General features: G+C 35.8%; 18 protein-coding genes and 2 riboswitches. Of the genes, 14 read left to right on the plus strand and 4 right to left on the minus strand.

All coding sequences use genetic code 11. The features are described 5' to 3' along the window. The first annotated feature begins 28 nt into the window (after positions 1–28). From HNQ35_RS01060 to HNQ35_RS01125, 14 genes are all read left to right on the plus strand, one after another. A complete protein-coding gene (locus HNQ35_RS01060; RefSeq protein WP_146934958.1) occupies positions 29–1255 on the plus strand; it encodes an ABC transporter permease in 1227 nt (408 codons plus the stop codon). Further along, positions 1252–2391: an ABC transporter permease gene (locus tag HNQ35_RS01065; protein ID WP_170226555.1), complete on the plus strand. Its 1140-nt coding sequence runs from the start codon at positions 1252–1254 to the stop codon at positions 2389–2391. The genes HNQ35_RS01060 and HNQ35_RS01065 overlap by 4 nt, the downstream gene beginning before the upstream one ends. Further along, the gene (locus HNQ35_RS01070; protein ID WP_146934953.1) at positions 2378–3052 is read left to right on the plus strand and encodes an ABC transporter ATP-binding protein; all 675 of its coding nucleotides are present in this window, start codon (positions 2378–2380) and stop codon (positions 3050–3052) included. The genes HNQ35_RS01065 and HNQ35_RS01070 overlap by 14 nt, the downstream gene beginning before the upstream one ends. A 244-nt stretch (positions 3053–3296) precedes the next feature. Next, complete coding sequence (locus HNQ35_RS01075) at positions 3297–3731, plus strand: hypothetical protein (protein ID WP_146934950.1); 435 nt, start codon at positions 3297–3299, stop codon at positions 3729–3731. Between the two features lie 563 nt (positions 3732–4294). Further along, positions 4295–5062: a PP2C family protein-serine/threonine phosphatase gene (locus HNQ35_RS01080; protein ID WP_146934946.1), complete on the plus strand. Its 768-nt coding sequence runs from the start codon at positions 4295–4297 to the stop codon at positions 5060–5062. Positions 5063–5299: 237 nt separating this feature from the next. Next, a complete protein-coding gene (locus HNQ35_RS01085; protein ID WP_146934942.1) occupies positions 5300–7261 on the plus strand; it encodes a serine/threonine-protein kinase in 1962 nt (653 codons plus the stop codon). Positions 7262–7271: 10 nt separating this feature from the next. Continuing rightward, entirely contained in the window at positions 7272–8006 is a 735-nt protein-coding gene (locus HNQ35_RS01090; protein WP_146934939.1) for a hypothetical protein, read from the plus strand. Beyond that, positions 7999–14154 (plus strand): Ig-like domain-containing protein, encoded by a 6156-nt coding sequence (locus tag HNQ35_RS01095; RefSeq protein ID WP_146934936.1) that lies wholly within the window; start codon positions 7999–8001, stop codon positions 14152–14154. The genes HNQ35_RS01090 and HNQ35_RS01095 overlap by 8 nt, the downstream gene beginning before the upstream one ends. Positions 14155–14396: 242 nt before the next feature. Then, a complete protein-coding gene (locus HNQ35_RS01100) occupies positions 14397–14939 on the plus strand; it encodes a helix-turn-helix domain-containing protein (RefSeq protein ID WP_146934933.1) in 543 nt (180 codons plus the stop codon). Between the two features lie 40 nt (positions 14940–14979). Then, on the plus strand, positions 14980–17025 hold the full coding sequence (locus tag HNQ35_RS01105; protein WP_146934930.1) for a hydantoinase/oxoprolinase family protein: 2046 nt from the start codon (positions 14980–14982) through the stop codon (positions 17023–17025). Next, on the plus strand, positions 17026–18765 hold the full coding sequence (locus HNQ35_RS01110) for a hydantoinase B/oxoprolinase family protein (protein WP_146934927.1): 1740 nt from the start codon (positions 17026–17028) through the stop codon (positions 18763–18765). It begins immediately after the preceding gene. 9 nt (positions 18766–18774) lie between these two features. Next, entirely contained in the window at positions 18775–19089 is a 315-nt protein-coding gene (locus tag HNQ35_RS01115) for a cupin domain-containing protein (protein ID WP_146934923.1), read from the plus strand. 55 nt (positions 19090–19144) lie between these two features. Then, positions 19145–20437, plus strand: coding sequence for a Zn-dependent hydrolase (locus HNQ35_RS01120; RefSeq protein WP_146934920.1), 1293 nt, complete (start codon positions 19145–19147; stop codon positions 20435–20437). 150 nt (positions 20438–20587) lie between these two features. After that, entirely contained in the window at positions 20588–21412 is an 825-nt protein-coding gene (locus HNQ35_RS01125; RefSeq protein WP_170226553.1) for a cytochrome c oxidase assembly protein, read from the plus strand. Between the two features lie 53 nt (positions 21413–21465). Here the strand turns inward: HNQ35_RS01125 and HNQ35_RS01130 are convergent, their stop codons facing one another. The 4 genes from HNQ35_RS01130 to HNQ35_RS01145 all read right to left on the minus strand — a co-directional run bounded on the left by HNQ35_RS01130 (position 21466) and on the right by HNQ35_RS01145 (position 26414). Beyond that, positions 21466–22329 (minus strand): homoserine O-acetyltransferase/O-succinyltransferase family protein, encoded by an 864-nt coding sequence (locus tag HNQ35_RS01130; RefSeq protein ID WP_146934913.1) that lies wholly within the window; start codon positions 22327–22329, stop codon positions 21466–21468. Beyond that, on the minus strand, positions 22322–23620 hold the full coding sequence (locus HNQ35_RS01135) for an O-acetylhomoserine aminocarboxypropyltransferase/cysteine synthase family protein (protein WP_146934910.1): 1299 nt from the start codon (positions 23618–23620) through the stop codon (positions 22322–22324). The genes HNQ35_RS01130 and HNQ35_RS01135 overlap by 8 nt, the downstream gene beginning before the upstream one ends. A gap of 79 nt (positions 23621–23699) precedes the next feature. Continuing rightward, positions 23700–23815: riboswitch (SAM riboswitch) on the minus strand. A 92-nt stretch (positions 23816–23907) separates the two neighbouring features. After that, positions 23908–24001: riboswitch (SAM riboswitch) on the minus strand. 54 nt (positions 24002–24055) lie between these two features. Then, entirely contained in the window at positions 24056–24514 is a 459-nt protein-coding gene (locus HNQ35_RS01140) for a DUF1269 domain-containing protein (RefSeq protein ID WP_146934907.1), read from the minus strand. Positions 24515–24920: 406 nt separating this feature from the next. Beyond that, positions 24921–26414 carry a peptide MFS transporter gene (locus tag HNQ35_RS01145; RefSeq protein ID WP_146934903.1) on the minus strand — a complete coding sequence of 498 codons (1494 nt, stop codon included), beginning with the start codon at positions 26412–26414 and terminating at the stop codon, positions 24921–24923. Positions 26415–26682 lie beyond the last annotated feature (268 nt).

The following is a 26682-nucleotide window of genomic DNA, read 5'->3' on the forward strand; positions in this document are numbered from 1 at the left end:
AATAGGGACTTAGTAAGGACTTGGTGTCATGATACACATATTTAGTCATATAAGTTTATTTATTAAAAATAATGTGAAGCAAATTAAGAGGAAGTGGTATCTGCTCCCTCTTCTTTTGCTTTTTCCAATTATTTTAATAGGCCTTATCGCTATCATTTTTTCCGCATTGTTTCAACCAGAAAAAGCAGATCCTATTCATATTGGTTTAGTTGATTTAGACCAGTCTAAAGAAATACAGATGATAACGACAGCATTAACTGAAACGAATCATCTCGGTTCTATGGTAAAGCTGAGTGTTCTAAAGGAGCATATAGCATCTGAACAATTAGATGATAACCAGTTAAGTGCTTATGTTGTCTTTCCGAAAGACTTTACAAATCATTTATATCAAGGAAAATCTGTCAAGCTATCAATTGTTGGAAATAATCAGAGGGCGAATGAAGCCTACATAGTTAAAGAATTGATGGATAGTGTGACACGTCATATTAATACATCGCAAGCAAATATTTTGTTGCTTAATGATTATGCTGATCGTTTTGGGATGGATTATGGAGAAAGACGTGAATATCTTTTTGAACAGTTTAAATCCTTTTTCCTCTTTTCATTAAGTAAGGATAAATTAATGGATGAAGAAAAACTTGTTAATGAAGCAACGGCTTCACCGTTTCATTATTATACCATTGCAGCGTGGTTTGTATCCATCATCGTATGGCTCCTATTATTTTTTAATTTTTTATATAAAGAAGACGTCGTCCGGATTAAAAAGCGTATGATGTTATATGGAGTAAAAGAGTGGCAACAGATTTTAGCGCGTGTCATTGTCAGTTTATTCATCGTTATGATTGTTTCTGCTCTATTTTTCATCGGTATTCAACGGGTTTTAGCATTTGAATTATATGTAGAAGATTATTTTCGTATAGGGATAATCATCTTCCTATCTAGTCTAAGTTATTTAATGATATTGTCTGTGATTGAAGTCATTGTTACCTCACAAAAATTACGACTGTTATGTCAAGTCATTGTGACTGGATTATTAATAGTCTTAAGTGGCGCACTGTTACCTGTGATTTATTTTCCACTTGCCTTTCAGGATGTTTTATCGTATGTTTTTACAACTGAAGCGTTCTATTGGATACAAGAAATCATATTAAATGACCGTTTTTACGCGGAATATAATATGTTACTCATTATGAATGGGATTTGTCTCATAGTTTTTATTGTTTTATCTTTATGGAAGGAGCGTGTACGTGCATGATAAATATCATTCAAACACGGCTCATCCAGTGGAAAAAGCATAGTTTACAGTTACTATTTTGGTTATTGTTCCCAATCGTTGTGACTTGGATCGTTGTGACAGTTGGAAATACATTTCAAGACGATATGAAAATTCCAATTGGCATTGTTTTACAAGACGATACGATTTTGGCAAAAGATTTATATGAATCGATTCATGCGACACCGTTTATTAGGACGTATACACTTGATGAACGCGAGGCGCTTCATAAATTGGAAAAACATGAATTAGACAGTGTGTTTGTTATTCAGGAAGGGTATGAAGAACATATACGCCAAGGAAGTCGAAATGCGTTAATTACCGCCTATGAATCGGATGTTTCCTTAGCATATACCCCTGTTAGTGAGATGATCATGTCTTATGTACAACAAGATGCCGGACGTTCTAAAGCCGCCTACGCTGTTAAGGAATTAGCTGAACAGCTCCATGTTCATTTTGACTGGAATTGGGATGATTTAATCGTTAGAAGTAAAGAAATAGAGAAAAAGCAAGATTTATTGCAAACAAGACTAACTTTTCCAGGTAACGGTATCGTTCATAGAGATGAGGGGAAGAATCTCTTTCAGCCTTGGCATATATGGGCATTAGCTGCTTTTCTATCAACGTTACTTTTATTTGATTGGGTCATTAAAGAAAATAATCCAGCTATTTTAAAACGATTTGTATTTACTAATGTGTCCCCGAAGTCGTATTTTGTTCGTAATATGTATGTATATATTGCTTTATTTTTTACGATTGATCTGTTAACGGCGTTTGCATTTAAGTATATTTTTGATGAGCCATTAAGCCTAACATTAATAGTCAGCATATTGGGGTATCACTTAATGATTAGTCTTGGCGCTTTTTTATTAGCGTTAATGATTCGAAAAACGTTTGTTTATTATGCAATAGCTTTTATTTTAACGTTCATTAGCGTTATTGTAAGTGGTGCTATTATCCCCCTTGATGGATTATTAGGGAGATATCCGTGGCTTCATTTTCTTAATCCATTAGCTGCTTTTTTAGATGGAGACTTTTTTCATATTGGTCTCGGTGTTTTCATTGTTATTTTGCTTTTATGGTATGGTCGTAAGGAGGAGTATCATGCTGCAAGTTGAAGCATTACATAAATCATATGGAAACCATGTTATTTTAGAAGATATTACTTTTACACTCGAAAAAGGGGATATTGTCGGTTTGGTAGGCGAAAACGGTGCGGGAAAATCAACTTTATTGCATATATTAGCCACTTTACAAAAACCATCAAAGGGGAAATTGACCTTAAATGGCATGACATATCATTGGAAATCACTCTCTCATATTCGTAGACAAATCGGCTTTGTCCCACAAGAAATAGCGATATGGGATCACTTGACTGTTGAAGAGAACATGGTTTTTTTTGAAAAATTATCATGGAAAAATAAAAGTAAAGAAGAACTACAAAATCTATGTTTGGACATGAAGCTTAATCGTTGGAAAGAACCTGTCCACACATTATCTGGTGGCATGAAGCGTAAATTAAATTTGGCCATATCACTTATTCATGAACCGAAACTTTTATTACTTGATGAGCCAACTGTTGGGATTGATTTAAAATCTAAGCAAGAAATTGCTTCTTATTTAAAAGACTTAGCTACGAAACGAGGGGTAGCAATGATTTACATCTCACATGATATGAATGAAATTATGAATTTATGTGACCAGGTGTTTTGCATTGGTGATGATTCGTTTTATGATCGTTTACTTACACAAGCAGGACAAGAGGTTATACGGCTATAATGAACTCAGCCAGTACGAGACTGGGCTGAGTTTATGGTGTGAAAACCGCTGTTCAGTTTCTGTTAGTATTTCCTTCTCTACATGGCATATGATCACTAGAAGAATAACTTATTTTGATAAAAAATATTGTGTTATAATATGAGAAATAAATATTTAAAAAGACGTTTAAAAGTGAAATGAATTGGGTAATAGAATGTGAGGGTACTTATGTTTTAAATATAAAGGTAATGAAAGGGGTGAAAATATGGTCGAACAACTGCTGATGAAAATTTCAGATGATATTACAGAGATAAAAAAAGGTCAAGATTCAATGCGCGAAGAGCTAACCGAAGTTAAGGCAAGCCAAGATCATCTTCGCGAAGAGCTAACCAGAGTGAAGGAAAGCCAGGATTTACTTCGTGAAGAGCTAACAGATATAAAACAAGAGCAGTCAGCAATGGTTATAGATATTCAAGATATGAAAGAAAAACAGATCGTTATGAATGAGCGCTTAATTAATGTAGAGTCCAAGCAACAACTTGTATTTGAACAGACTGGAAAGTTGACAGAGTATTACACGAATATTATGTCACAACTAAAACAAACGGCTAGAAAAGAAGACTTAGAGTATTTTGATAAAAAACTTGGTTATCATGAAAGAGAAATATATCAGATAAAGCAACGTTTTTCAGCACCTTAATATACTCCTTTTTAAAAGATGCTTAATGCATCTTTATTTATTTAACCACATCATTTTCTCGTCTCTTTAACTTCCTTACTTTTCTTAAAATAATTAAGTAACTATTTATATTTTGTTTTGGGAATTATTCATATTTTTCATCCGAAAATTTACAAATAAATTTAAACCATTAATATTCTTCTGTTTATAGGTCTATTTATCTATTAAACTTGCTAAACTACCACTATAAAAATAGTCCATTTGTTGCAATGACAATTTTGAATAGTATGGCTATAATTGTTGTAAGATAGAAATAGATTTAAGTATTATATTGGTAGCAATTTATAAAAAATTACATCCTATATAAATCTGAATACGACAGCTTATATTTTTAAAATCTGCTGACGATTAAATAATCTATTACATCAGGATTTCCTCATCAAGATATGATAACTTCTCAAAATACATCACGACAATATCACCGAGACATGCTGAGAAACATTCCAAATAGAAAAGTTACTACTAATATGGAGTAAGAATAATTATAGAGACACTTCTAATTATTTTTTAAAGGAGTTTCATAGATGGCATATTTAACGGCTTATCACACAGATATAGGAATTAGAAAAAATATTAATCAGGATGCCTTATTAATTAAAACAGCACTAACTCAAGCAGGCGAAGTAGGGTTGTTTGTTGTTTGTGATGGGATGGGTGGTTTGTCGCACGGGGAGTTAGCAAGTGCAACGGTTATTTATGGACTATCTCATTGGTTTGACAATGATTTACGGAAGCTTCTTATAGCCCAAGATATTCATGAAGATGTTATTTTTCAACAGTTAGAAGAAACGGTAGAAAAACTGAATGATGATATTGTTTCCTATGGTCAAAAGGAAGGGGTTGTCTTAGGAACGACTTTGACAGCCTTACTTATTATTGATGAAATATTTTACCTTGTGCAGCTAGGTGATAGTCGAGCGTATGCTGTTAACAATCATGAAGTCATACAGTTAACTAAGGATCAAACGTTTGTTGCTCGTGAAGTAGAGCGTGGCCATTTAACACCTGAAGAAGCACGGAATCATCCGAAACGTAATATTTTACTGCAATGTATCGGCGCACGTAAAGAGATAGAAGTTGTCATCACGAAAGGTAAAATTGAACATGGGATGAGTTACCTTCTATGTACAGATGGATTTTACCATAAATTATCGCCTAATGAATTAATCGATCATTTACAAACAGAGTCAACAGAAACGGCTATGAAGCAAGCGATTCAAAAATTAAGTGAACTCGTTAAAATGAGACAAGAAACAGATAATATATCGGCTGTTTTGTTGAAAGTTGTATAGAAAACTTGATGTTGGTGTGGACATAGAATCCTGGTAATGATGGGGCAATCGCGCGACCCTGGGCCAAAATCGCGCAACTCCGAGCGAAAATCGCGCGACCCTGGGCCAAAATCGCGCAGCACAAGGCGAAAATCGCGCGACCCTGGGCCAAAATCGCGCAGCACAAGGCGAAAATCGCGCGACTCTGGGCCAAAATCGCGCAGCAACAGATAGATTTAGAAAAGGAGGGGAATTGATGTGTTAAAGATTGGTGATATTGTTGATAAGCGATATGAAGTATTAAAGGAAATCGGTCGTGGTGGAATGAGTGTCGTTTATTTAGCGATGGATAATCGACTAAATAAATCTCTAGTCATTAAAGATATTCGAAAGAGAGATAAATTTCGTAATGAAATCTTGGTAAACAGTTTAGTCGTTGAGGCAAATTTATTAAAAAAGCTTGATCACCATGCTCTTCCGCGAATTTACGATATCATTGAATCTTCTGGTGATATATATGTTGTAATGGACTATATTGAAGGTGAATCATTAAAAGAAAAAATGGCACGTGAAGGTATTCAAGACGCAGATGATGTGATTGATTGGGCGAAGCAGTTAGCTGATGTGCTTCACTATTTACATACACGTCAGCCGAATCCGATTATATACCGTGATATGAAGCCGGATAATATTATGCTCACGCCGGATGGTCATATCAAACTGATAGATTTTGGGATTGCTCGCGAGTATAAAGAGGAGCAATCAACCGACACGACAAATTTAGGAACGAAAGCATATGCAGCACCAGAGCAAATCTCTGGAAAGCAAACTGATGTACGAACGGATATATATAGTTTAGGAATGACTCTATACCATTTAGTAACTGGAAAGACTCTTAATGACCCACCATTTGAAGTAAAACCGATTCGTTATTGGAATCCAACATTGCCAGAAGGATTGGAATATATTATTAGTGTTTGTACACAGGCAGAACCAGAGAATCGCTATCAATCATGTAGAGATTTATTAATAGACTTGGAAAACATTGATAAATTGACAGAAGGATATAAAAAGTTACTTTACAAGCGGATGTTGCAATTTATCATACCATCAGTCTTCTTAATATTATTTACGACATCGACCGTTCTAGGTTATAACGGGATGAAAAAGGAATTATTTCAAGATTACACAAGACTCATAAACCAAGCTAATCAAGAAGTTGTTGCTGACAAAGAAGCAAAAGCTATCGAGTTATTACAAGAAGCGATAGATTTAGATCATAAACGATCTGAAGCATACATAAACCTTCTCAACATTTTTATTAACACTGAAAGAGTTGAAGAAGGGCTCGATATGATTGAGACGTATATTAAAGACAAATACGGGAACACCCATAAAAATCAAGATGTGCTCTATAAAGTCGGTATGACATATTTTGATTATCAAAATGACTATCAACAAGCACTACATTATTTTAAACAAATCGATGAAGAAGATGTGCCCGCTGTAAAGTATTATAAAACACTAGCAACAGCGATGAGTCAATTAGAGATTAATTTTGATGATTTTCTAAAAGAATTAGCGTCCTTTGAAATATTTAACGATTCATTACCCAACGATGTGAAAAAAATTGAAAACTATCATGCACTCGTTAATATTTATATTTCTTATAAAGCACACCTCGAGGAGGCAAATACAAAGGCAATTGAAATTATTGAAAAGGCTACAAAAACTTTATCCTTAATCGATGATGATTCATTACGTGCTTGGTATGAGCTAAGCTTTGAAAGAAAATTAGCTCAGTCGTATTACAGTCGTGGTTTCGATCAACTTTATCAAACAGATGGAGCGGTTATCGATAGAGAGGCATCAAACTCAGATTTTTCATTAGCGATTGAACATTATCAAGCATTATTACATCAAGTTAACGAAGAGGAAAAAGAAGACATTATGGTTACGATAGGTGTTATTTTGCAAGAAATGGGTAAGACCGCCGAAGCTGAAGCACAATTTAAGAAAACGATACATACATATCCTGAGAATATCCAAGCGTATGTGAAATTAGGCAATATGTTATTAGATTTAGAGGTAGAAAAGAACAAGCCAAATCTCACGAAAGTTAAACAAGTAATGAAAGAAGCTGAAAAAATTGAAAATATAGAAAAAGATGAGGGATTTAAGAAATTACAAACAAGATTTAATCAATTATCAGAACGATAGGGGGGCTTATGTGACTTATCAAATGATGTTTTATGGTGGATTGATCGGCGTGTCCCTTACCCTTCCCTTAGTAATCTTTTTATTTATCCGCCTTCGAATCATAGAAGTGTTTGAAGATATAACAGGCCTTCGAGTTCGAAAAAAAACACGAGAACAAATGGACTTATATCATTTACAAACGAGTGGAAGCTTAAGACAAACATCTGAAAGTATTCGGGTTCGTAAACAATATACGACAGGAACAAATACGAGTCAGTCTGCTTCATTAAAGCCAATTGCCGTTGAATACGCTCAAGCTCAAACGGCTGCATCAGCTCAGGCCAAATCTTCGCTAATATCAGGTGAAGGACATCGCGTAAAAAGTCCAAAGGAACCAGATGAAACGGCCTATTTAAATGAGTTTGATGAAACAGAGCTACTAGAAGAAACAGGGGAAACTAATTCATCTCAACTAGAGACAAATGACGAAACAGCATTATTGTCAAATGAAGACCATGACGAAACAGCTTTATTAGAAGATGAAATAGACGAAACCGCAATCCTGGATGAAGAAATAGATGAAACAACATGGTTAAACGGGGAAACCGATGAAACGATGTTACTAGAGGATGCTGATGAAACAACTCTTTTAACAGATGATGAAACCGTTCTACTAGATGAAACGGAGGATGATTTTATACTCCAGAAAAACATTATCATTGTCCATTCAAATCATATAATAGGGAAGGAGAGAAGACATGGCTGAGATGATTTTAAAGTATAAAAAAACGTATAGAAAGAATAAAAAAGCGATTTGGATTTCTGTTTTTATGATTGTCTTTTTATCAGCAATTATATTTGCAACGACCGTTTTATCAGCAGATAAAATGAACATGAAAATAGTTTTCAACGATTCAGAGTGGAATGTTAACAACGAAGCACCAAGTTGGTATACGAATCAAGATTCGGTGTCTTTTGTAGTTGATTTAAGTGGAGAATATCCAGGTGAAACAGAGGCAGATGTTGATGAAAATAGTGAAGCACCAGGTGAACCAGTTGATGATGTCACATCCGAAGACTCAGGTGATGAGAACAATTCAAACACCGAACCTGAAAATCGTGATTCATTAAAGAAGTCTATATCTAATAAAAATAAGGAAACATTGGATGAAGAAAAACAGGCGATTAAAGAAGAACAAGAAGATCGTCAAACGTTAGCCGAAACTAATAATCCCGAAACTCATGAAGAAACACAGGCTGAAAAGACAAAAGAATCAACAGAAGAGAAGAAAACAACAGGAAAACAAAATTCAGAACAAACAGAAAGTAAAGCGAAAGTAGCAACAGAAACAAAGCAAAACGATAAGACAGGAACATCACAGACAAATGAAAATCCAACTGAAATAAGAGCGCCTTTCACGATTAAAGGCATTTATCCACATCATCGTGGCAATCTAAATACAGACGTAAAACCAATAATAAATGAAAAAACAAATCAATTTGAAGGTAAATTCCGAGTAACTGCTAGCCCAACAAGCAAGCTAAAATCTGAAGGGGCATTTGAATTTGAAATGACCATTCCAGAAGATAATGCGTGGGGGTTACCGAGACGTACAGGAGAAAATACGATCAAATTTAAAATTAATCGCGATGTGACAGAGCCAAAAATAAATGTTACTGGTGTACGTGATCGTGATGTTTTTATCCCGAATCGTAAAGGTGAACCACAAACACCACATATCGTGATTAGTATTTCCGAGACACATTTTGATCCAAATCAAGTTGTTATCCAATTGGAAAAGGATGGTAATAAACAAAACATCGATATAACAGAAGATCATGAGAAAAAGACATACACACTTGATGTGGTAGAAGACGGTCGTTATAAGTTATTTATTCAAGTCACTGATCGGGCCGGAAATATGAGTGAAAAGGAAATACATTTTTTCATTAATAATCATGGACCTAAGTTGACACTGTTAGCAAATGGTGCTGAATTAGATGAAGAGAAGTTTTTAAGCGATCCAGTCGATTTAGTCCTTCAGTTAAAAAATAGTTTGAATATGAAATCAGCGAACATGACGTTGAAAAAAGATGGACAAATATTAGATTCCAAAAAAATTGATATAAATGATTTTGAATTTCTATATGAATGGCCTAAAACATTAGATGAAGATGGTCGTTATGAGCTTGAAATAGAAGTAGAAGAAGAACATGGAAATAATAACCGTCGACTATCAGCAACATTTACAATTGACCAAACCAAACCTGTTATTAGTTATCTTCAAGGAAGTGAAACGGAATTAATTGGTGATATTAGTGAAGAAAAGTCAGTAACCGTAAAAGTTAATGAAAACAATCTTGATACAGAAAATACAACTGTTATCGTTGAAAAGAAAAGCAATGACGGAACATGGGAAACAGATCCTGATCATACATTCCCACAATTTAGAGGACAATATGGTGAATATGAGGCAACGGTTCAGTTTGAAACGGAAGGAACATATCGTATAAAAGCAACTGCTAAAGATAAAGCAGGGAATACAACATCTTTAACTTCCGTCGTATTTACAATCGATCGCACGCCACCCGAGATTGCGATAATTGAAGCGGATGGTGAAGAAGTAAAAGCTGACTATTCACGGGAAAAAACGGTTACCGTTCAAATTAATGAAGAAAATTTGAAGAAAGATCAAACATCTATTATCGTCTATGAAAAAAATGCGTATAACCGATTTGTTGAATCTGATACGTTTGTTTTTCCATCATTAAAGGAAAATGAAACGGGACAATTTACATCAACATTAACATTTAAAAAAGATGGTGAATATTACATTACAGTACATGCTGTTGACGAAGCGGGCAGTATGGTAGAAAGACACTCGGAAATCTTTACGATTGACCGTGTAGCTCCTAAGATAGATATCGATGGTGGGGATGTGTCGCTAAACCCATCAGACAACAAAGATAAGCTTATTATAAGTCATTCGAGAGTTGTTCAATTGAATGTAGAAGAGCTTCATTTTGATTCAGATTTAGCTAAGATAACGGTCTTACGAGCTGATCAATTGGATGGTGAATTTTCCGCTGTGGAACAACATGAATTCTCGAGATGGAGTTCAAAAGGAAAGCTTCATACAGCGACACGCCAATTTGTTGAAGATGGTGTTTACAAAATAAAGCTCGAAGTCACGGATAAAGCAGGAAACAATCAATCAGTCACGTCGGTTCCATTTGTTATCCAAACAAAAGGCCCTATGATTAAAGTAAATGGGGTCCATCATAGTGAACATTATGATCATGATCGTGAAACAACGATTGAAATTATTGGTGACTATTTAGATACGAATGAAGAGAACACATATGTTAGTGCGCAAAAAGATGGTCAATCATATGATGTTGGAGAGCTTAAATTTGGTGATAATAAAGCAATCTTGAAACACACATTTTCTGAAGAAGGAACATATGAATTAACGATTGTTGCTCAAGATTTAGCTCATAATCAACCATCTACTAAAAGGCTTGAATTTGTAATTGATAAAACTGCACCAAAACTCTATATTAGTGATGTTGTTCGTTATAGTCGCGATAAGCAAAAAGTATCGGTTGTGGTTGAAGAACAATATTACGAAACAAACCAAGTCGATTTTCAAGTTAAAAGAGACGGTAAAGATATAACCGATAAAGTCGTGAAAAACCATCCGAATGGAAATAATTGGTGGAAATCGACCGAGAAGTCTGAACTAACGTATACATTCACAGATGATGGCGATTACGAAATAACGATTAAGGCAACAGACAAAGCAGGAAATAAAGGGAAAAAGCAAAAAGCGGTATTTACGATTGATGCAGATATGCCAGAGATTACGATTAAAGACGCTCAAAGTCAACAAATAAAACACTTGAAGCATTATCCAACTGCACAAGAAGTAACAATTGAAATAGAAGATAACAATTTAGATGAAGTTCTTATTGATGCGACTCGAGACGGTAAAGCCTATGATATACCGGAAGTCATTGATTACAAAGGTCAAAAAGCAGTATTGACCCACGTATTTAGTAAAAATGGTGAATATACGCTTAAAGTGACTGCAAAAGATAAATCAGGAAATACAGCACGTGAAACGGTTACTTTTACGATTGATAAAGTTGATCCAAAAATTAACCTCGAGCATAAAATTAAAAATCATGTCACAAAAGAGCATATTAATAAACAAGGCATAAATCAATTCATAAAAATTGATGTCATTGAAAAACATGTGAAGTCAAAATCGGTCACTGTAACATATACTGATTTAAATGGTAACAGTGAAACATGGCGCGGAAGTGATGTCGGTGAGTGGTCTGGTCCAGATAAAGATAACCGTTATCAATTTAAATTGAAGAAGGGATTATTCAATAAAGACGGTGATTATAAATTAACGGTTAAAGTAGAAGATAAAGCAGGACGAACAGCAACGAAGCATGTTGACTTTACAGTTGATAATATAAAACCGAATATCTCCCTTTCGAAAGTTCAGCGCTATAACAATACAGGAAAAACAGTTACCGTTACGGTGAAGGAACATAACTATAAGAAAAATAATGTTAAAGTCCGTGTGACAACGCCTGATGGTGTGAAACCAGAATATAAGTGGATAAATGAAGGGAAAGTATCCAAACTACCGATTGCTTTTAACCATGATGGTACGTATACATTAGAAGTAGAAGCGATAGATGACGCTGGTAATAAATCACAAGACACTGTTACATTTACAATTGACCAAGTCAAGCCGAAGTTATCTATTCGTGGTATCGAAAATACGGATGAAATCAAACATTATCGCGAAAGCAAGCGCGTGACTTTTGAAGTAACAGATAAACATTTAGATCCAAACAAGACAAGTTTATCGGTGAAGAAACGAAATCGTTCTACAGGTAAGTTGGAACATGTTCATGTCGGAAACATGTCCATATCAAAAACAAAAGCGACATTAACATATACATTTGCTTCTGAAGGTGAGTATACGGTAGAACTAAGAGCAACAGATAAGGCAGGAAACGCGGCAGAGTCGAAAAAAATAACATTTATCATTGATAAAACAGCACCAGCTTTATCAATCGATGGTGTGAAAGATGGAGCTTATTATTCAGGGAAACGTCATGTAACGGTTCGTGTAAATGAAGCAAACTATAAAACAAATAAAGTCGATTTTACAGTAACTAAGAATGGTGTAGACATTACAAGTCTTGTAGAGAAAAACAGTGGTGGTCCGAGCTGGCGTATAGCCCGTACGTCATCTGTTTTAAGATATGACTTTAATGAGGATGGGTATTACACGATCCAAATCAGTGCTAGAGACAGAGCAGGTAATGTTGCTAAAAAGGTTAAAAAATCTTTCACAATAGATACGAAAAAACCTGTCATTGATATAACCGGTGTTCAAAATGGCGAACATTATAATACGAATAAGAAAGTCCAAGTGACGATTAAAGATGTTAATTTCGATAAAAACACAATCCGTGTTACACGTAATGGTCAACATTATTCTGTCGGTGGCTTTTCCATAACGAATAACCGTTATTCAGATTCAATTGCGTCATTAGCTCACACGTTTAGTCAAGAAGGCGATTATGAAATTTTCGTTGAAGCTATTGACCGCGCAGGTAATCGTGATAATAAACGGATCTCCTTCACGATTGATAAGACAGCACCTAAAATTACCCCTAAAGTGAAAGGGGAAAATCGTGTCATCAAAGATGGTGAATATATTAATCGAGTGATAACACCCGAGTTTGTCTTAGATGAATCTGATGATAAAATCGTTTCTGTGACGTTAAATGGTGGAAAGAATATTGCAGGGAAAATCCCTGTCGCATCAAAAGAAATGACGTATAACTATCATGTCGTTGCACGTGATAAGGCAGGTAATGAGACGAAATTGAAAGTTAGTTTCACGATTGATACAACGAAGCCAAAGTTACACATTCATCATTTATTACGCGAGCCACTTAAGGGAGGGTTTTTTAACAAGAAAATCTCACCGATTGTGACATATTCTGATAAACATTTAGATAAGAAACGAACATCAATTACATTAAACATGCGCCCGTTTGGTGGGACACCACGGTTAAATAATGCTGGTGACTATGAATTAAGTGAAGACATTAAAGCTGAAGGGCATTATTCTTTAAAAGCGGTCATCACCGATTTAGCAGATAATATTTCAGAGCAAACAGTACACATGACACTTGATCAAACAAATCCGAAAATCATTTTTAAAGAACCAATTAATGGAAAGTATTTTAATGAAGTGATGATCCCAGAGTTTGAGATTTTCAATGAATTAAGTGATTATGAAATGATTGCTCTTACATTAAATGGTGAGCCATATGAGCTTGGTGATCCAATTGAGAAAGATGGAAAATACGTTCTCTATATCGAGGTCAAGGACCAAGCGGGTAATATAGAACGTCAATCATTTGAATTTATCATTGATATGACACCACCAAAAATTGAAATTACCGGTGTTCAAGACGATAAAACATACCATCATCCAGTAAAAGTAGAAGTAAGTGTCACGAACCCAGAAGATTGGCTTACATCAATTACAAATAATGGCGATGTGCTTGAAGGTGAGATTATTGAGAAAACAGCAGACGGTAAACCGACAAAGATCCGTATCAACATGAGTGATATCGCAAACTATCATATTACAGCTGAAGCCGAAGATATAGCGGGTAACACAACCGTAAAAAATCTCGAATTCAAAATCGCTGAGCAAAGTGCGCTTACGAAATGGTTTGAGCATAAACCTACTTTCTACGGTTCACTCGTTGGTATTTTCATCACTATTTTCATTGCTGGTATATTATTAGCATTAAAGCGTCGAAAAGATGATGACTCAGGGGCGGGCGTAGAAGAAGCGAGTTAAATGAATGAATTAAATAAAAAATCGGGCTAAATTTATTTGTTATATGATAGCTCCCTCAATTGATGAGGGAGTTTTTTCTTTTCTGTAATACCTATTTTTAAAACACTAATAAAAATAGATAAGTTATCAAATATAAAAAATATATGTATGATACTTTTATTTCTGAAAAGTTTATGTTATTATAATAAAAAATAAAGTAGGAGTGAAAAATATTTAATTATACTGTAATTAAATAAGTAAATATGGTTATTATTCATGACAAAATTAAGAAATTAAGATTAAAACATGGCATGACATTGCAAGATCTTAGTGATCAAACAGGTTTGTCAGTTAGTTTTTTATCACAAATCGAACGTGGCACATCATCTTTAGCGATTACATCATTGAAGAAAATAGCAGATGCTTTTGGAATAAAAATTTCTGATTTTTTCAATGAGATTGAAAATCACAATTATACTGTTCTTAAAAAAGAGCAAAAGCCTTTTAAAATAGAAAGTTCAGATATTACACATGTACGACTTGCTGGAGATTTTCCAAATCGGAAGCTAGAACCGATGAAAGTGACGATTCCACCAAGTCAAACATATTCACAACCATACACACATCCAGGGGAGGAATTTTATTATGTGATTAAAGGTACTATTGTTTTTAAGATTAATGAGGTGAAATATCAATTAAATGAAGGTGATTCAATTCATTTCCCTTCTAATCAGCCACATGTATGGAAAAATCCAGGAAAAGAACCATGTATTTTATTAAGTGTGTTAACTCCAGTTATTTTTTAAATAGAAATAGCATGAACAATTTAGGAAGGATGAATAGGAAATGAGAGTAGCAACAGATATTGGAGGAACATTTACAGACTTAGTCTATGTAGATGATGAGGGAAAAATTGGTATTGGTAAAAGTCATACAACACCACCTAATTTTGAAAAAGGCGTTATCAATGTTCTGAAAGAAAGTGGAGTAGATATTGGAGCTATTTCTCGCTTTATTCATGGTACAACTGTGATTATCAACGCATTAACTGAGAAAAAAGGTGCGAAAACAGGACTTATTACGACTAAAGGTTTTCGAGATGTATTAGAAATAGCTCGTGGTAACCGACCAGATTTATTTAACGTTCGCTATCAAAAACCAGAGCCTTTTATTGAGCGTTATTTACGTCAAGAAGTAGAAGAGCGCTTGAATTATAAGGGAGAAGTTTTAACACCGTTAAATAAGCAGGGTGTCGAAGAAATTGTAAAATATTTTAAAAAAGAAAATGTCGAAGCAATTGCTGTTTCATATTTACATGCTTATGTCAATCCAAAGCATGAGCAAGAAACAGTAAAGAAAATTAAAGAGTTATGGCCAGAAGTAGTTGTGACTGCCTCGCATGAGGTGACAAAAGAATGGCGAGAATATGAAAGGACAAACACAGTGGCATTAAATGCCTACGTGATGCCAACTGCAACAACATATATTAACCAGCTACAACGGGAACTAACTGAATACAATGATAAAAGTAAAAACTATATTATGCAGTCTAATGGTGGTACAACAACATTTGAAGAAGTAAAGAAAGTACCTATAAATATGGTCGAATCAGGTCCAGTAGCTGGAATTTACGGTGCAGCATACTTAGGGAATTTGATTGGTGAGAAAAATATTATTGCCTTTGATATAGGTGGGACGACAGCAAAGTGTTCGTTAGTAGAAGATGGAGAAGTTAAGATTTCGACTGATTATTATATAGAAAAAGATGACCGTAATGCTGGATATCCAATTAAAGTCCCTGTTGTGGACATTGTTGAAATTGGAAATGGTGGTGGTTCTATTGCATGGTTAGATAGTGCTGGTTCTTTAAAGGTAGGACCAGAATCTGCTGGTGCAGTGCCAGGTCCAGTTGCTTATGGGCAAGGAGGGAAGGAACCGACAACAACAGATGCGAATCTATTGACAGGAAGACTTTCCGCCAAAAATTTCGATTATAATGTAGATTTGGAAAAGGTAAAAGCAGCTGTGGCAGAGAAGATAGCTAAACCGTTCGGTATCTCTGTAGAGGAAGCCGCACTTGGCATCATTCGCGTGGCAAACTCTAATATGTTAAACGCTCTAAAACTTATTTCAATTCGAAGAGGTCATGATCCACAAGATTTTACGATGGTCGCTTTTGGAGGCGGTGGGTCTATGCATGCGACAGCTTTAGCAAAAGAATTAGGAATGAAGAAGGTGGTTATTCCAATTGCTTCTCCTGTGTTTTCAGCATGGGGCATGTTAATGACAGATCTTCGACATGATTATATCAAAACATATATTAAACGATTAAGAAACCTGCAAGCAAAAGAGATATTGGCGGAGTGGGAAGAGATTGAGAAAGTTGCTTTTGCTCAGTTTGCTAATGAAAACATAGCGAAAGAAGATGTCGAATTTCACTATTTTGCAGATATGCGTTATCTAGGACAAGAACATACTGTAAAAGTTCCGCTTCCTGAAGGTGATTGGTCAACAGGACATATTCAAAAGGTGATTGAAGCATTTCATGAACTGCATGAAAAGAATTTTACGTTTAGATTAGATGATACAGAAGTAGAAATAGTAAACTTACATGTAACGGCATTTGGAAAGATAGATAAGCCAGAGATTAGCAAAATTAGCCGTCAATCGACAATAGAAGATGCTCATATTGAAACTCGTCAAGTCTATTTTGAAAATCCGAATCGTTGGGTTGATACACCAGTCTATCAGCGTGAATTGTTGCCAATTAATGTCTCGGTCGATGGTCCGGCAATTGTTGAAGAAAAATCAGCCGTTACAGTTGTATATGAAGGACAAGAGTTAATAGTTGATGAATATGGGAACTTAATCATTGAATTGGAGGAGAATTAAATGTCAGCCCAAACAAAAGTAGATCCGTTTACACTAGAAATAATTAAAGATTCTTTACTTGCTGTTGGTGACGAGATGTTTATAGCACTTGCAAAAACATCGATGAGCCCGATCATTTATGAAGTTCTCGATTACGCCAGTGGATTAACTGATGCAAAAGGCCAGTTATTGACACAAGGGAATGGTGTGACAGGTTTTATTGGAATGCTATCAACAATGGTTAAGCAAACAGTTGAAAAGTATGGACAGGAAGGTGATTTAAATCCTGGAGATATCATCGTAATTAATGACCCTTATGGTGGTGGTGGATCACATTTATCTGATGTTGGACTCGTGATGCCAATTTTTTATGAAGGAGAGTTGATTGCTTTTTCTGCCAATAAGGCACATTGGACAGAAGTGGGTGGAAAAGATCCTGGTTCATTTACAAATGATTCAACAGAAATTTATCAGGAAGGTTTACAATTTCCTTGTATTAAATTATTCGAAGCTGGTAAGGTAAATGATGCAATTGTGGAAATGATACGTGCCAATGTTCGATTTCCTGATTTATCGCTTGGTGATATGTGGGCACAAGTCGCCGCATTAAAAACAGGTGAAAGAAGATTACAGGAATTATGCCATAAGCATGGCAAAGAATCTATTTTAGCAGCAATTGAATATTTATTAAATCACGGGGAAACAATTTCTAGACAAGAATTGAAAAAATTACCAAAAGGAACGTTTACAGCTAAGGGCTATATTGAAACAGATGGAATTGGTAACGGTCCATTTCCGATTCAAGTAAAAGTAACCATTACTGATGATGAATTTATTTGTGATTTTAGAGGGAGTAGTCCACAAGTGCCAGGCCCTGTTAATACGTCATATACTGGCTTACTTTCGGCTATTCGAACGATTTTTCTCGCAATTACAAATCCTGATCAAGATGTCAACGATGGTGCTTTTAGACCGTTAAAAGTGTTAGCTGATGAAGGTTCAATTATGTCAGCTAAACGTCCAGCACCAACTTCTAACTATTTTGAAACAATGTTAGGATGTACTGATCTGGTCTGGAAAGCTTTAGCTCCCCATTTACCAAATCGATTAGCTGCAGCACATTTATTATCTGTCTGTTCAGTAACGTTATCGGGCAACCATCATGATACAGATGAACCATTTTTAATTGTTGAGCCTTCTGCTGGTGGTTGGGGCGGTGGATTAAACCAAGATGGTGCTAGTGGTCAATTCTGTGTTCTTGATGGTGAAACATATAACGTACCCGTTGAAGTAGCTGAAACAAGGTATGGCGTTTTGATTGATGAATATCGTTTACGAACAGATGGTGCAGGCGCAGGTGAATTTATTGGTGGAAGAGGTGTTGTTCGCTCATATCGTGCATTGACTGACAATCAATCCGCTACGATCACATACGGTCGAAATAAGTTTCATCCATGGGGAATTAATGGTGGGCATAAAGGGTCACTGAATGAATTTTTCGTTCACAGACGTGACGGTCAGGTAGAAGGACCGTTTGGAGTCTATCCACGTTATCCTTTGCATAAGAATGATGTATTAAAATTGATGACTGCAACTGGCGGTGGGTATGGTAATCCGTTAAATCGCCCAGCTGAAAAAGTGGTCAAAGATGTGAAAAATGAATACTTTACCATTGAAGAAGCTCGCATGATTTTTGGGGTAGAGATTGATCCAGATACATTTGAATATAAAGAATTACCTGCACGTAAAACAGCTAAATGAGGGATATATATGGATATAAAAAAAGTGTTTGTTCAAGACGGCATCCAGCATTTATTTGCACAGGAGTCCGATAAATTAAGTATTCAATTCGGGTTTGTTACGATTAATCCAGGCGAACGTGTTCCAGAAAAAGGTGTTTCTTGCCATAGTGAGAATGAATATTCATTTATTATTCAAGGGACACTTGAAGGTGAGAGTGGTGGAAAGCCTTATAGAGTCACAACTTCTGATGCAACTTTAATTCCTGCTGAAGAGAAACATTGGGCTATTAATACAGGAGATGAACCTTGTCATATTATCTGGGCTCTTGTTAAGGAAAAGTAAGGGAGGGAAGTTTTTCCCTCCTGCTTTTAATTTTTCTAATAAGGAGTGTGATCTCATGACATTTAATTTGCAAGAAAAATTATTGGCTAACTATGATTCCATATTAGATCGAGCTGGGGTGTCAGGGCGTCGTCTTGCTGAACGTTTACATGCTATTTCAGAAATTGGCTTAACAACTGATTACGGTTCCAATCGTCCTGGATATTCTAAAGAAGAACAAACAGCTAAATTACTTGTTTTAAAATGGTTGCGTGAAGCAGGTCTTCATGTTTATCAAGATGGCGCAGGAAATATAATCGGTCGCTTGGAAGGTACGAGCCAAAATGAACGAACGATTATGTCAGGCTCACATGTTGATTCCGTCCCAAATGGGGGTCATTTTGATGGCGTATTAGGTGTTGTCTCTGCTTTAGAAGTTGTTGAAGCATGGCGTAAAACAGGCTATCAACCAAGAAAATCATTTGAAATTATCGTGTTTTCTGATGAAGAAGGCGCACGTTTTGATAGTGGTTTGAATGGTAGTGAGGCCATCGTAGGAAACTACGATTTGCAAGAAAAAATAAAACAGAAAGATAAAATGGGGCACAGTTTTAGACAAGTACTTGAAAATGTGGGTCTATCTGTTGACACTTTTTCGAAAGCGAAACGTGATTTATCTAACGTGGATTTATTTGTTGAATTACATATTGAACAAGGAAAGCGTTTAGAACAAGTAGATTTGCCATGTGGAATTGTTACAGGTATCGCCGGACCATGTTGGTTGGAAGTAACGTTTGTAGGAGAAGCAGGTCATGCAGGAAATACACCGATGAATCATCGAAAAGATGCTCTCCTAGCCGCCAGTGAATTTATATTAAATGTCAATCAATTGCCAAGTCAGGTTAGTTCTTCAGCCGTTGCAACGGTAGGTAGACAAATGATTAAGCCAAATGGTGTGAATGTGATTCCAGGCAAAGTAACATTATTTGTTGATATTCGTGATATTTATCAAGAAACGAGGGATCAACTTGTAGATGATATCATTAAAGCAGCTTATCAAATTGCGAACAAACATCAAATGACTGTTAACTGTCATGAAACATCGAGAGTGAAACCTATCGCAATTGAACAAGAGACTCAAAGCTTACTAGCTGAGGTGGTTCAAGAACAAGGACTTAAGCCATTTTATCTTCCAAGTGGTGCTGGTCATGATGCGATGGTTATGGGAGAAAAAGTCCCCATTGCCATGTTATTTGTGAGAAGCCGATCAGGTATAAGTCATAATCCGAAAGAATGGACGGATTTAAATGATGCTGTTCAAGCTGTTCATATATTGAAACGATTCATTGAGATGAATCAAGATAAGTAAGTGCTAATCGTTAGATACAACTGCTATGCTGTATTATATGTTATAAATTCCCTAAGTGATTTTAACATGTTTGTGAATAATTCTTCTTTCTTTATCATAGTGATAAAAGGTGTGGTACTATGTGAGTATATGATAAAGGGTGTGATAAGTGTGGTCACGGCATTACTTCATGGGCAGGGAACATGGAATTTGCCTTTGTTAGGGATTCTTTTATTCATGTTAATTTTATTTTATCGATTCAACAGTCGCAAGACGCTTCCGTTGTATCGCGGAACAAATAAGAAAAAGCGATTATATCGACTACAGTTATTACTTTTCGTTGGTGGTACTGTCTTGCTTTATATGATGATTGGAAGTCCTTTTGTTCCTTTTAGTTATTTGTCGTTTAGTTTTCATATGATTCATATGAGCATTTTATTCTTTATTATTCCACCGATGATGTTACTCGGTATACCATACGAGTTGTATATTACGATCCAACGTGTCCCTGTTATACAAGTAATAGCCAAAATGATTACACCACTCCGGGCTTTGATTGCTTTTTCAATTTTATTTTTACTTTATCACATCCCGATGTTTTTAATGATTTTGTCTGAGTATGCTTATGGTCAACGTTTATTTATAATTGTATTATTTGTATTATCATTTCGTATGTGGTGGCCAATCGCTTCACCCAACCGTCATAAGCGATTGGATCATCAGCAGATGAAGCAGTACGCGCTGATCAGTGGTCTATTTATTATGCCAGCCTGTCTATTCTTTATCGCAAGTGGCTGGTTCGGTCGTGTACCGAATCCGTTTTTTTCACAATTGACGACACATCTTTGTATCCCGTCAAATGGTTATATTCCACCGTTATTACCGCCACCATTTAATACAAAGTATGACCAAATAATGGCTGGTGTATTCATGTTAGGATTACATAAAGTCGCATTAGCTGTAACATATCGACTCGGTATAAAGTCATTGAGTTAGATTTTAAAAAGCAAAACACAGAGCTTCTGTTACCGCTCTGTGTTTTTTCTTATTTATAAGGCGATCCAATTATAAAAAAATTGTTTCGCGTGATTTTCCCAATTACCTGCTAGATGATGATTTTTAGGTGGTTTGATATTTATGCCGCGTTTTTTATCGCGCATATATTCTTTTTGTAACGTATCTCTTTCATATTCTGGATGTGCTGTTAAATAAAGATGGCGATTATTTTTAGAGCTAACAAGTGTGACACCAGCTTCAGTTGAATGAATGAGTATGTCAAGTTGCTCTATTTCTTGTATAGCTCTTTCGTCTAAATAGACATATCTTGAATGAGGCATCAACAATCCGTTACTTAATCCAGTTAATAAATCGTGTGGTCGCTTTATTGTATGCGAGAAAACACCGAATACTTTGTCCGATGTCATTCGTTTTTTGACATTGTAATGGTAATATAATCCTGCAATAGCTGCCCAACATATATATAAGGTAGAAGTCGCACCGTTTTGGACAAATGCAAATATTTTTTTCAGTTCTTCCCAATAAAGTATTTGAGAAAAAGGGATAAATTCAAGCGGTGCACCAGTAATAATGACACGGTCATATGTTAATTTCTTGATATCTCTATATGTTTTATACGCTTTATTTAAGTAAGCGTAGTCTGTATTTTTCGGTCTATAGCTTGCCATATTTATAAAATCTACTGTTATGTCAATCGACAAGCTCCCAATAAGCGAAAGAAATTGAAACTCTGTATCTATTTTGTTCGGCATTAGATTGACTATTAATATGCGAATGGTTTCTTTTGTTTGCTGCCCGTGATATTTGATACAGATTCTCTGTTGTTTTAACCGCTTAATGGATTGTAGATGTGGATTAAGATATAACGTCACGCCGTCACCCTCTTTTTCATTCATCTGTTTTGACTGCTTTTTTTAATGCTTGATCGATGTCTGCGATTAAATCATCAGCATCTTCAATACCTATGGAAAGACGTATCATATCAGGTGTGACACCAGCTTGATACTGCTCTTCTTCACTTAATTGTGCATGGGTTGTACTTGCTGGATGTATGACAAGTGATTTAGCATCTGCAACATTAGCGAGATGTGAGAAGAGTTTCAATGCTTCAATAAAGCGGCTACCTTCTTTTACCCCACCTTTAATGCCAAATGTAAAGATTGAACCAGCTCCTTTTGGAAAGTATGTTTGAGCTAAATCGTAATATTTATTTCCTTTTAAGTTCGGATAATTCACCCATGATACGAATGGATGATCATTTAAAAAGCGCACGATTTTTTTCGTGTTTGCGACATGTTTTTCTACGCGAAGAGATAATGTCTCTAATCCTTGTAAAAATAAGAAAGAATGAAAAGGACTTAAAGCTGCACCCGTATCACGTAATAATTGTACCCGTGCCTTCGTAATAAAGGCAGCCGCACCAACATCTTTTGCATATGTTAGGCCATTATAACTATGGTCTGGTTTATTAAAGTCTGGAAACTTTTCATTATTAAGCCAGTTGAACTTTCCACCATCGATAATGACCCCACCAATGGATGTTCCATGACCGCCGATAAATTTTGTCGCTGAATGAATGACGATATCAGCACCATATTCAATGGGGCGAATTAAATAAGGTGTACCAAATGTGTTATCGACGATAAGTGGAATATGGTGTTCGTGTGCGATATCGGCAATTTTTTTAATATCAACTAAATTAATACCTGGATTACCAATCGTTTCGATAAATAATGCTTTTGTCTTATTGGTGATGGCATGTTTGAAGTTCTCTGGATGATCTGGATTAACAAATGTCGTATGAATCCCAAGTTTCGAAAGCGTCGTTGAAAATAAGTTATATGTGCCTCCATATAACGTCCCTGCTGAAACGATATGATCACCAGATCCTGCGATGTTGATTATCGCATACGTAATCGCAGCTGCTCCTGATGAAAGAGCGAGTGCGCCAATTCCATTTTCTAATGCGGCCATTCTCTTTTCAAACACATCAGTTGTCGGGTTCATGATGCGCGTATAAATGTTGCCTTCTTCTTTTAATGAAAATAAATCGGCTCCATGCTCCACATTATCAAAGACATACGATGTCGTTTGATAGATTGGCACTGCTCTTGCTCCTGTTGTTGGATCAACTTCCTGACCTGCATGAACTTGTAATGTGTCGAATTTCAATGTTTGTTGACTCATTTTTATCCCCCTTATAAATAATATAAAAACCCCTTTCATCGTATAGATGAAAGGGGAATTTAACAGAATGATTGTTACCCTCTCATCTTTCTCGTTGGGATATCCCAACGAGTAGGATTTAGCACCGTTTCAGATAAAAACTGAAGGTTGCCGAGGTTTCACCGGGCCTATTCCCTCCACCTCTCTTGATAAGAGTTAAATATTAATAATTCATTATATGAGAAAAACATAGTTCTATGACAAAACTAAAACCTCTTTCAGCAAAGCATGAAAGAGGTTTTTTCCATATCTTATCTTTCAGCTCTTGCTGCAGGAATTAGCACCTTCATTCGAGGTTGCTGGGCTTCACTGGGCCTGTCCCTCCACCACTCTTGATAAGTTTATTTATTAGATTATTTTCATTATATCATCAATTTGTTAAGTGTCAAAGATGTATTATTTTTTATCTTCATTTATATGCTTGCTTTTATCAAGCCAGCGTTTTTTCGCTTCTTGTTGTAATTCGCGTTCAGTTTGACGTGCTCTTTCAATTTCTTCTTTAACGAGTTCTAAATCAAGTTGTAATAGTCTACCACCTTGTATGTCATCGTAGGCTAAGTCTTGTAATGTATCACGGCTCTCAGCAGTAGCGATTACCATTAATCCAGTTTTTCCTGGAGAAATCATTGATAACGTTTGCTCAAAAGCCGACATCGCATCACGTACTTCTCTAGCATCACCTGAGGCACCAATCATTGTACCTGACACCCATCCTAATAACATCCCAATTGGTCCACCTAAAATGCCTATGAGTAAACCGATTAAACTACCCCGAGATGTTTTATCTGGTCCCGTCATATCCATGAAGTCTTTTATTTCTAGCTTTTTATCAAAAGTATTCGTAATAACAGCCATTTGTTCGATTTGGACTTTTTTAGCGACATGTAACTGCTTTAATTCAGAAAACGCTTGGTATGATTTACTATCTTCATCATAATGAAAACGCGCTTACCCACACGGTCACCTCAATTGTTTTATTAACAATTATCATAGCATAGAAATCGACTTAAGGAAATAATTGTTAATAAAGGGGAGTTACTGCATCATTTAATTTATTGGTGATTGTACATCATGCTCGGTTTGTTTAAAAGAGCGTGTAAATTTTGATATGTTTTTTTGCGCATGGACATACGATAAAACTTTGCTGAAAGAAGAAAAAGCGGTTTTTAACTCTATTAAATCAAGAGTTAAAACCGCTTAACCAAAGATGTTTATCTATATAATGCGTTACTTATTTTATTTTGAGAAATACTAACAGATTTTATTTAACACCAATCATATACTTTTGGATTTTAGGGGCGATGGCAAACAATAAGAAACTGAGAGCCACTGCTGTTCCACCAATTAATCCGAAGTAAAAGATTTCCGTTTCAGGTGTATATAGTTTTACAAGCTGTGCGTTAAGTGCTTGGGCAGCGGCGTTGGATAAAAACCATAGACTCATTGTTTGAGCTGAAAACGCTTGTGGTGCTAATTTTGTAGTCGCTGATAAACCGACTGGTGATAAGCATAGTTCTCCAATAACTGCTAATAGAAAACTTAATGTTAACCAGATCGGATGAACGAGTGCTTCTGTTCCATACATAAAAGCTGGTACAATCATAATAATAAATGATAGCCCTGCAAAGAATAACCCAAATGAAAACTTACGCGTTGTTGATGGTTGCCGTTCGCCTAACTTAATCCATAACGCAGCAAATACTGGTGCTAACGTAATGACAAATAGTGGACTAAGTGATTGGAACCATGATGAGTGTAATTGTATTCCAAAGATTTCTAGTTGTGTACGTTTATCAGCATATTCCGCTAAAATAATCGCCCCTTGCTCATAAATAGCCCAGAATAAAACAGATGTTACGAAAAGTGGAATATATGCAAGTAAACGTGATTTTTCTACATTTGTCGTTTTTTCACTACGATACATAACAATGAAGTATGCAGTTGGAATAATAATTCCTAACAAGCTGATTAAAATTGTAAAACGATTGATTGTTAAAATATTTGTAGGAATCGTTATAAAGCCTAGGCCGATAATAATGAGAAGTCCGACGACGATTCTTTTTATGACGCGAGACTTTTCTTCAGGCTTTAATGGGTTTGGAACTTGAGTCCCAGCAAGGGCTAAGTTTTTCTTTTTTGTCACAACGAAAACGATTAAACCTATTAACATCCCAATTGCCGCCATTCCGAAACCGAGATGGTAATTATATTTTTGTCCTAAGGTTCCGACGATAAATGGTGCGATGAAAGCCCCCATATTGATTCCCATATAAAATATACTAAAGCCTGCGTCACGACGATTATCTTCTCGATGGTACATATCACCAACGATACTAGAAACATTTGGTTTTAAGAGTCCTGTTCCTATAATAATGAGAAACATGGATATGAATAAAGCGGTTACACCAGCTGGTAAAGCTAGTACAATATGTCCCGCCATGATTAAAATCCCACCATAGAATATCGAGCGCTGTGTCCCTAGTAAGCGGTCGGCGATCCATCCACCGATAATCCCAGACATATAGACTAATGATCCATAAACAGCCATAATTGATTTAGCTGTTCCTTCATCCATGCCGAGACCACCGTTTACAACTTCACTGTACATATAGTAAAGCAGTAAAGCACGCATACCATAATATGAGAAACGCTCCCAGAATTCCGTAAAAAATAGCGTAAACAATCCTTTTGGATGGCCGAAAAATCCTTTTTGTGGAACGCTATTCACGATGGCTTCTCGATCGATTTTACTCATTAACTGTAAACCCCTTTCGAAAATCCGCCTCTTTTGTTTTGAATAGTCAGACGAATGACGTTTTTATTACTTATTAAATATAATACAAAAAAAATTATATTTCAAATGAAATTTTTGTTAGGAAAGTGTGTTCATTTTATGAGAACCTTGGCTTGGAATGAGTAATTATCGATAGACCTTAGCGAGTTTTTATTTGTGAGGGGCTGGTCGTGATGAAAATGTTTTCTTTTTCTACTCCGCACGGCCTCAGTTAAAGATATCAATCGGT

Origin of the sequence: Cerasibacillus quisquiliarum (genome assembly GCF_014202495.1) — a bacterium.
GTDB classification, from domain to species: Bacteria; Bacillota; Bacilli; order Bacillales; family Amphibacillaceae; genus Cerasibacillus; species Cerasibacillus quisquiliarum.

Bases quoted from the DNA above. Each gene is read 5' to 3' on its own strand.
- HNQ35_RS01080 (WP_146934946.1), top strand. From the start codon at position 4,295: ATGGCATATTTAACGGCTTATCACACAGATATAGGAATTAGAAAAAAT.
- HNQ35_RS01130 (WP_146934913.1), bottom strand. From the start codon at position 22,329: ATGAATGAAAAAGAGGGTGACGGCGTGACGTTATATCTTAATCCACAT.
- HNQ35_RS01075 (WP_146934950.1), top strand. From the start codon at position 3,297: ATGGTCGAACAACTGCTGATGAAAATTTCAGATGATATTACAGAGATA.
- HNQ35_RS01140 (WP_146934907.1), bottom strand. From the start codon at position 24,514: ATGGCTGTTATTACGAATACTTTTGATAAAAAGCTAGAAATAAAAGAC.
- HNQ35_RS01060 (WP_146934958.1), top strand. From the start codon at position 29: ATGATACACATATTTAGTCATATAAGTTTATTTATTAAAAATAATGTG.
- HNQ35_RS01105 (WP_146934930.1), top strand. From the start codon at position 14,980: ATGAGAGTAGCAACAGATATTGGAGGAACATTTACAGACTTAGTCTAT.
- HNQ35_RS01145 (WP_146934903.1), bottom strand. From the start codon at position 26,414: ATGAGTAAAATCGATCGAGAAGCCATCGTGAATAGCGTTCCACAAAAA.
- HNQ35_RS01065 (WP_170226555.1), top strand. From the start codon at position 1,252: ATGATAAATATCATTCAAACACGGCTCATCCAGTGGAAAAAGCATAGT.
- HNQ35_RS01115 (WP_146934923.1), top strand. From the start codon at position 18,775: ATGGATATAAAAAAAGTGTTTGTTCAAGACGGCATCCAGCATTTATTT.
- HNQ35_RS01100 (WP_146934933.1), top strand. From the start codon at position 14,397: ATGGTTATTATTCATGACAAAATTAAGAAATTAAGATTAAAACATGGC.
- HNQ35_RS01135 (WP_146934910.1), bottom strand. From the start codon at position 23,620: ATGAGTCAACAAACATTGAAATTCGACACATTACAAGTTCATGCAGGT.
- HNQ35_RS01095 (WP_146934936.1), top strand. From the start codon at position 7,999: ATGGCTGAGATGATTTTAAAGTATAAAAAAACGTATAGAAAGAATAAA.
- HNQ35_RS01120 (WP_146934920.1), top strand. From the start codon at position 19,145: ATGACATTTAATTTGCAAGAAAAATTATTGGCTAACTATGATTCCATA.
- HNQ35_RS01110 (WP_146934927.1), top strand. From the start codon at position 17,026: ATGTCAGCCCAAACAAAAGTAGATCCGTTTACACTAGAAATAATTAAA.
- HNQ35_RS01070 (WP_146934953.1), top strand. From the start codon at position 2,378: ATGCTGCAAGTTGAAGCATTACATAAATCATATGGAAACCATGTTATT.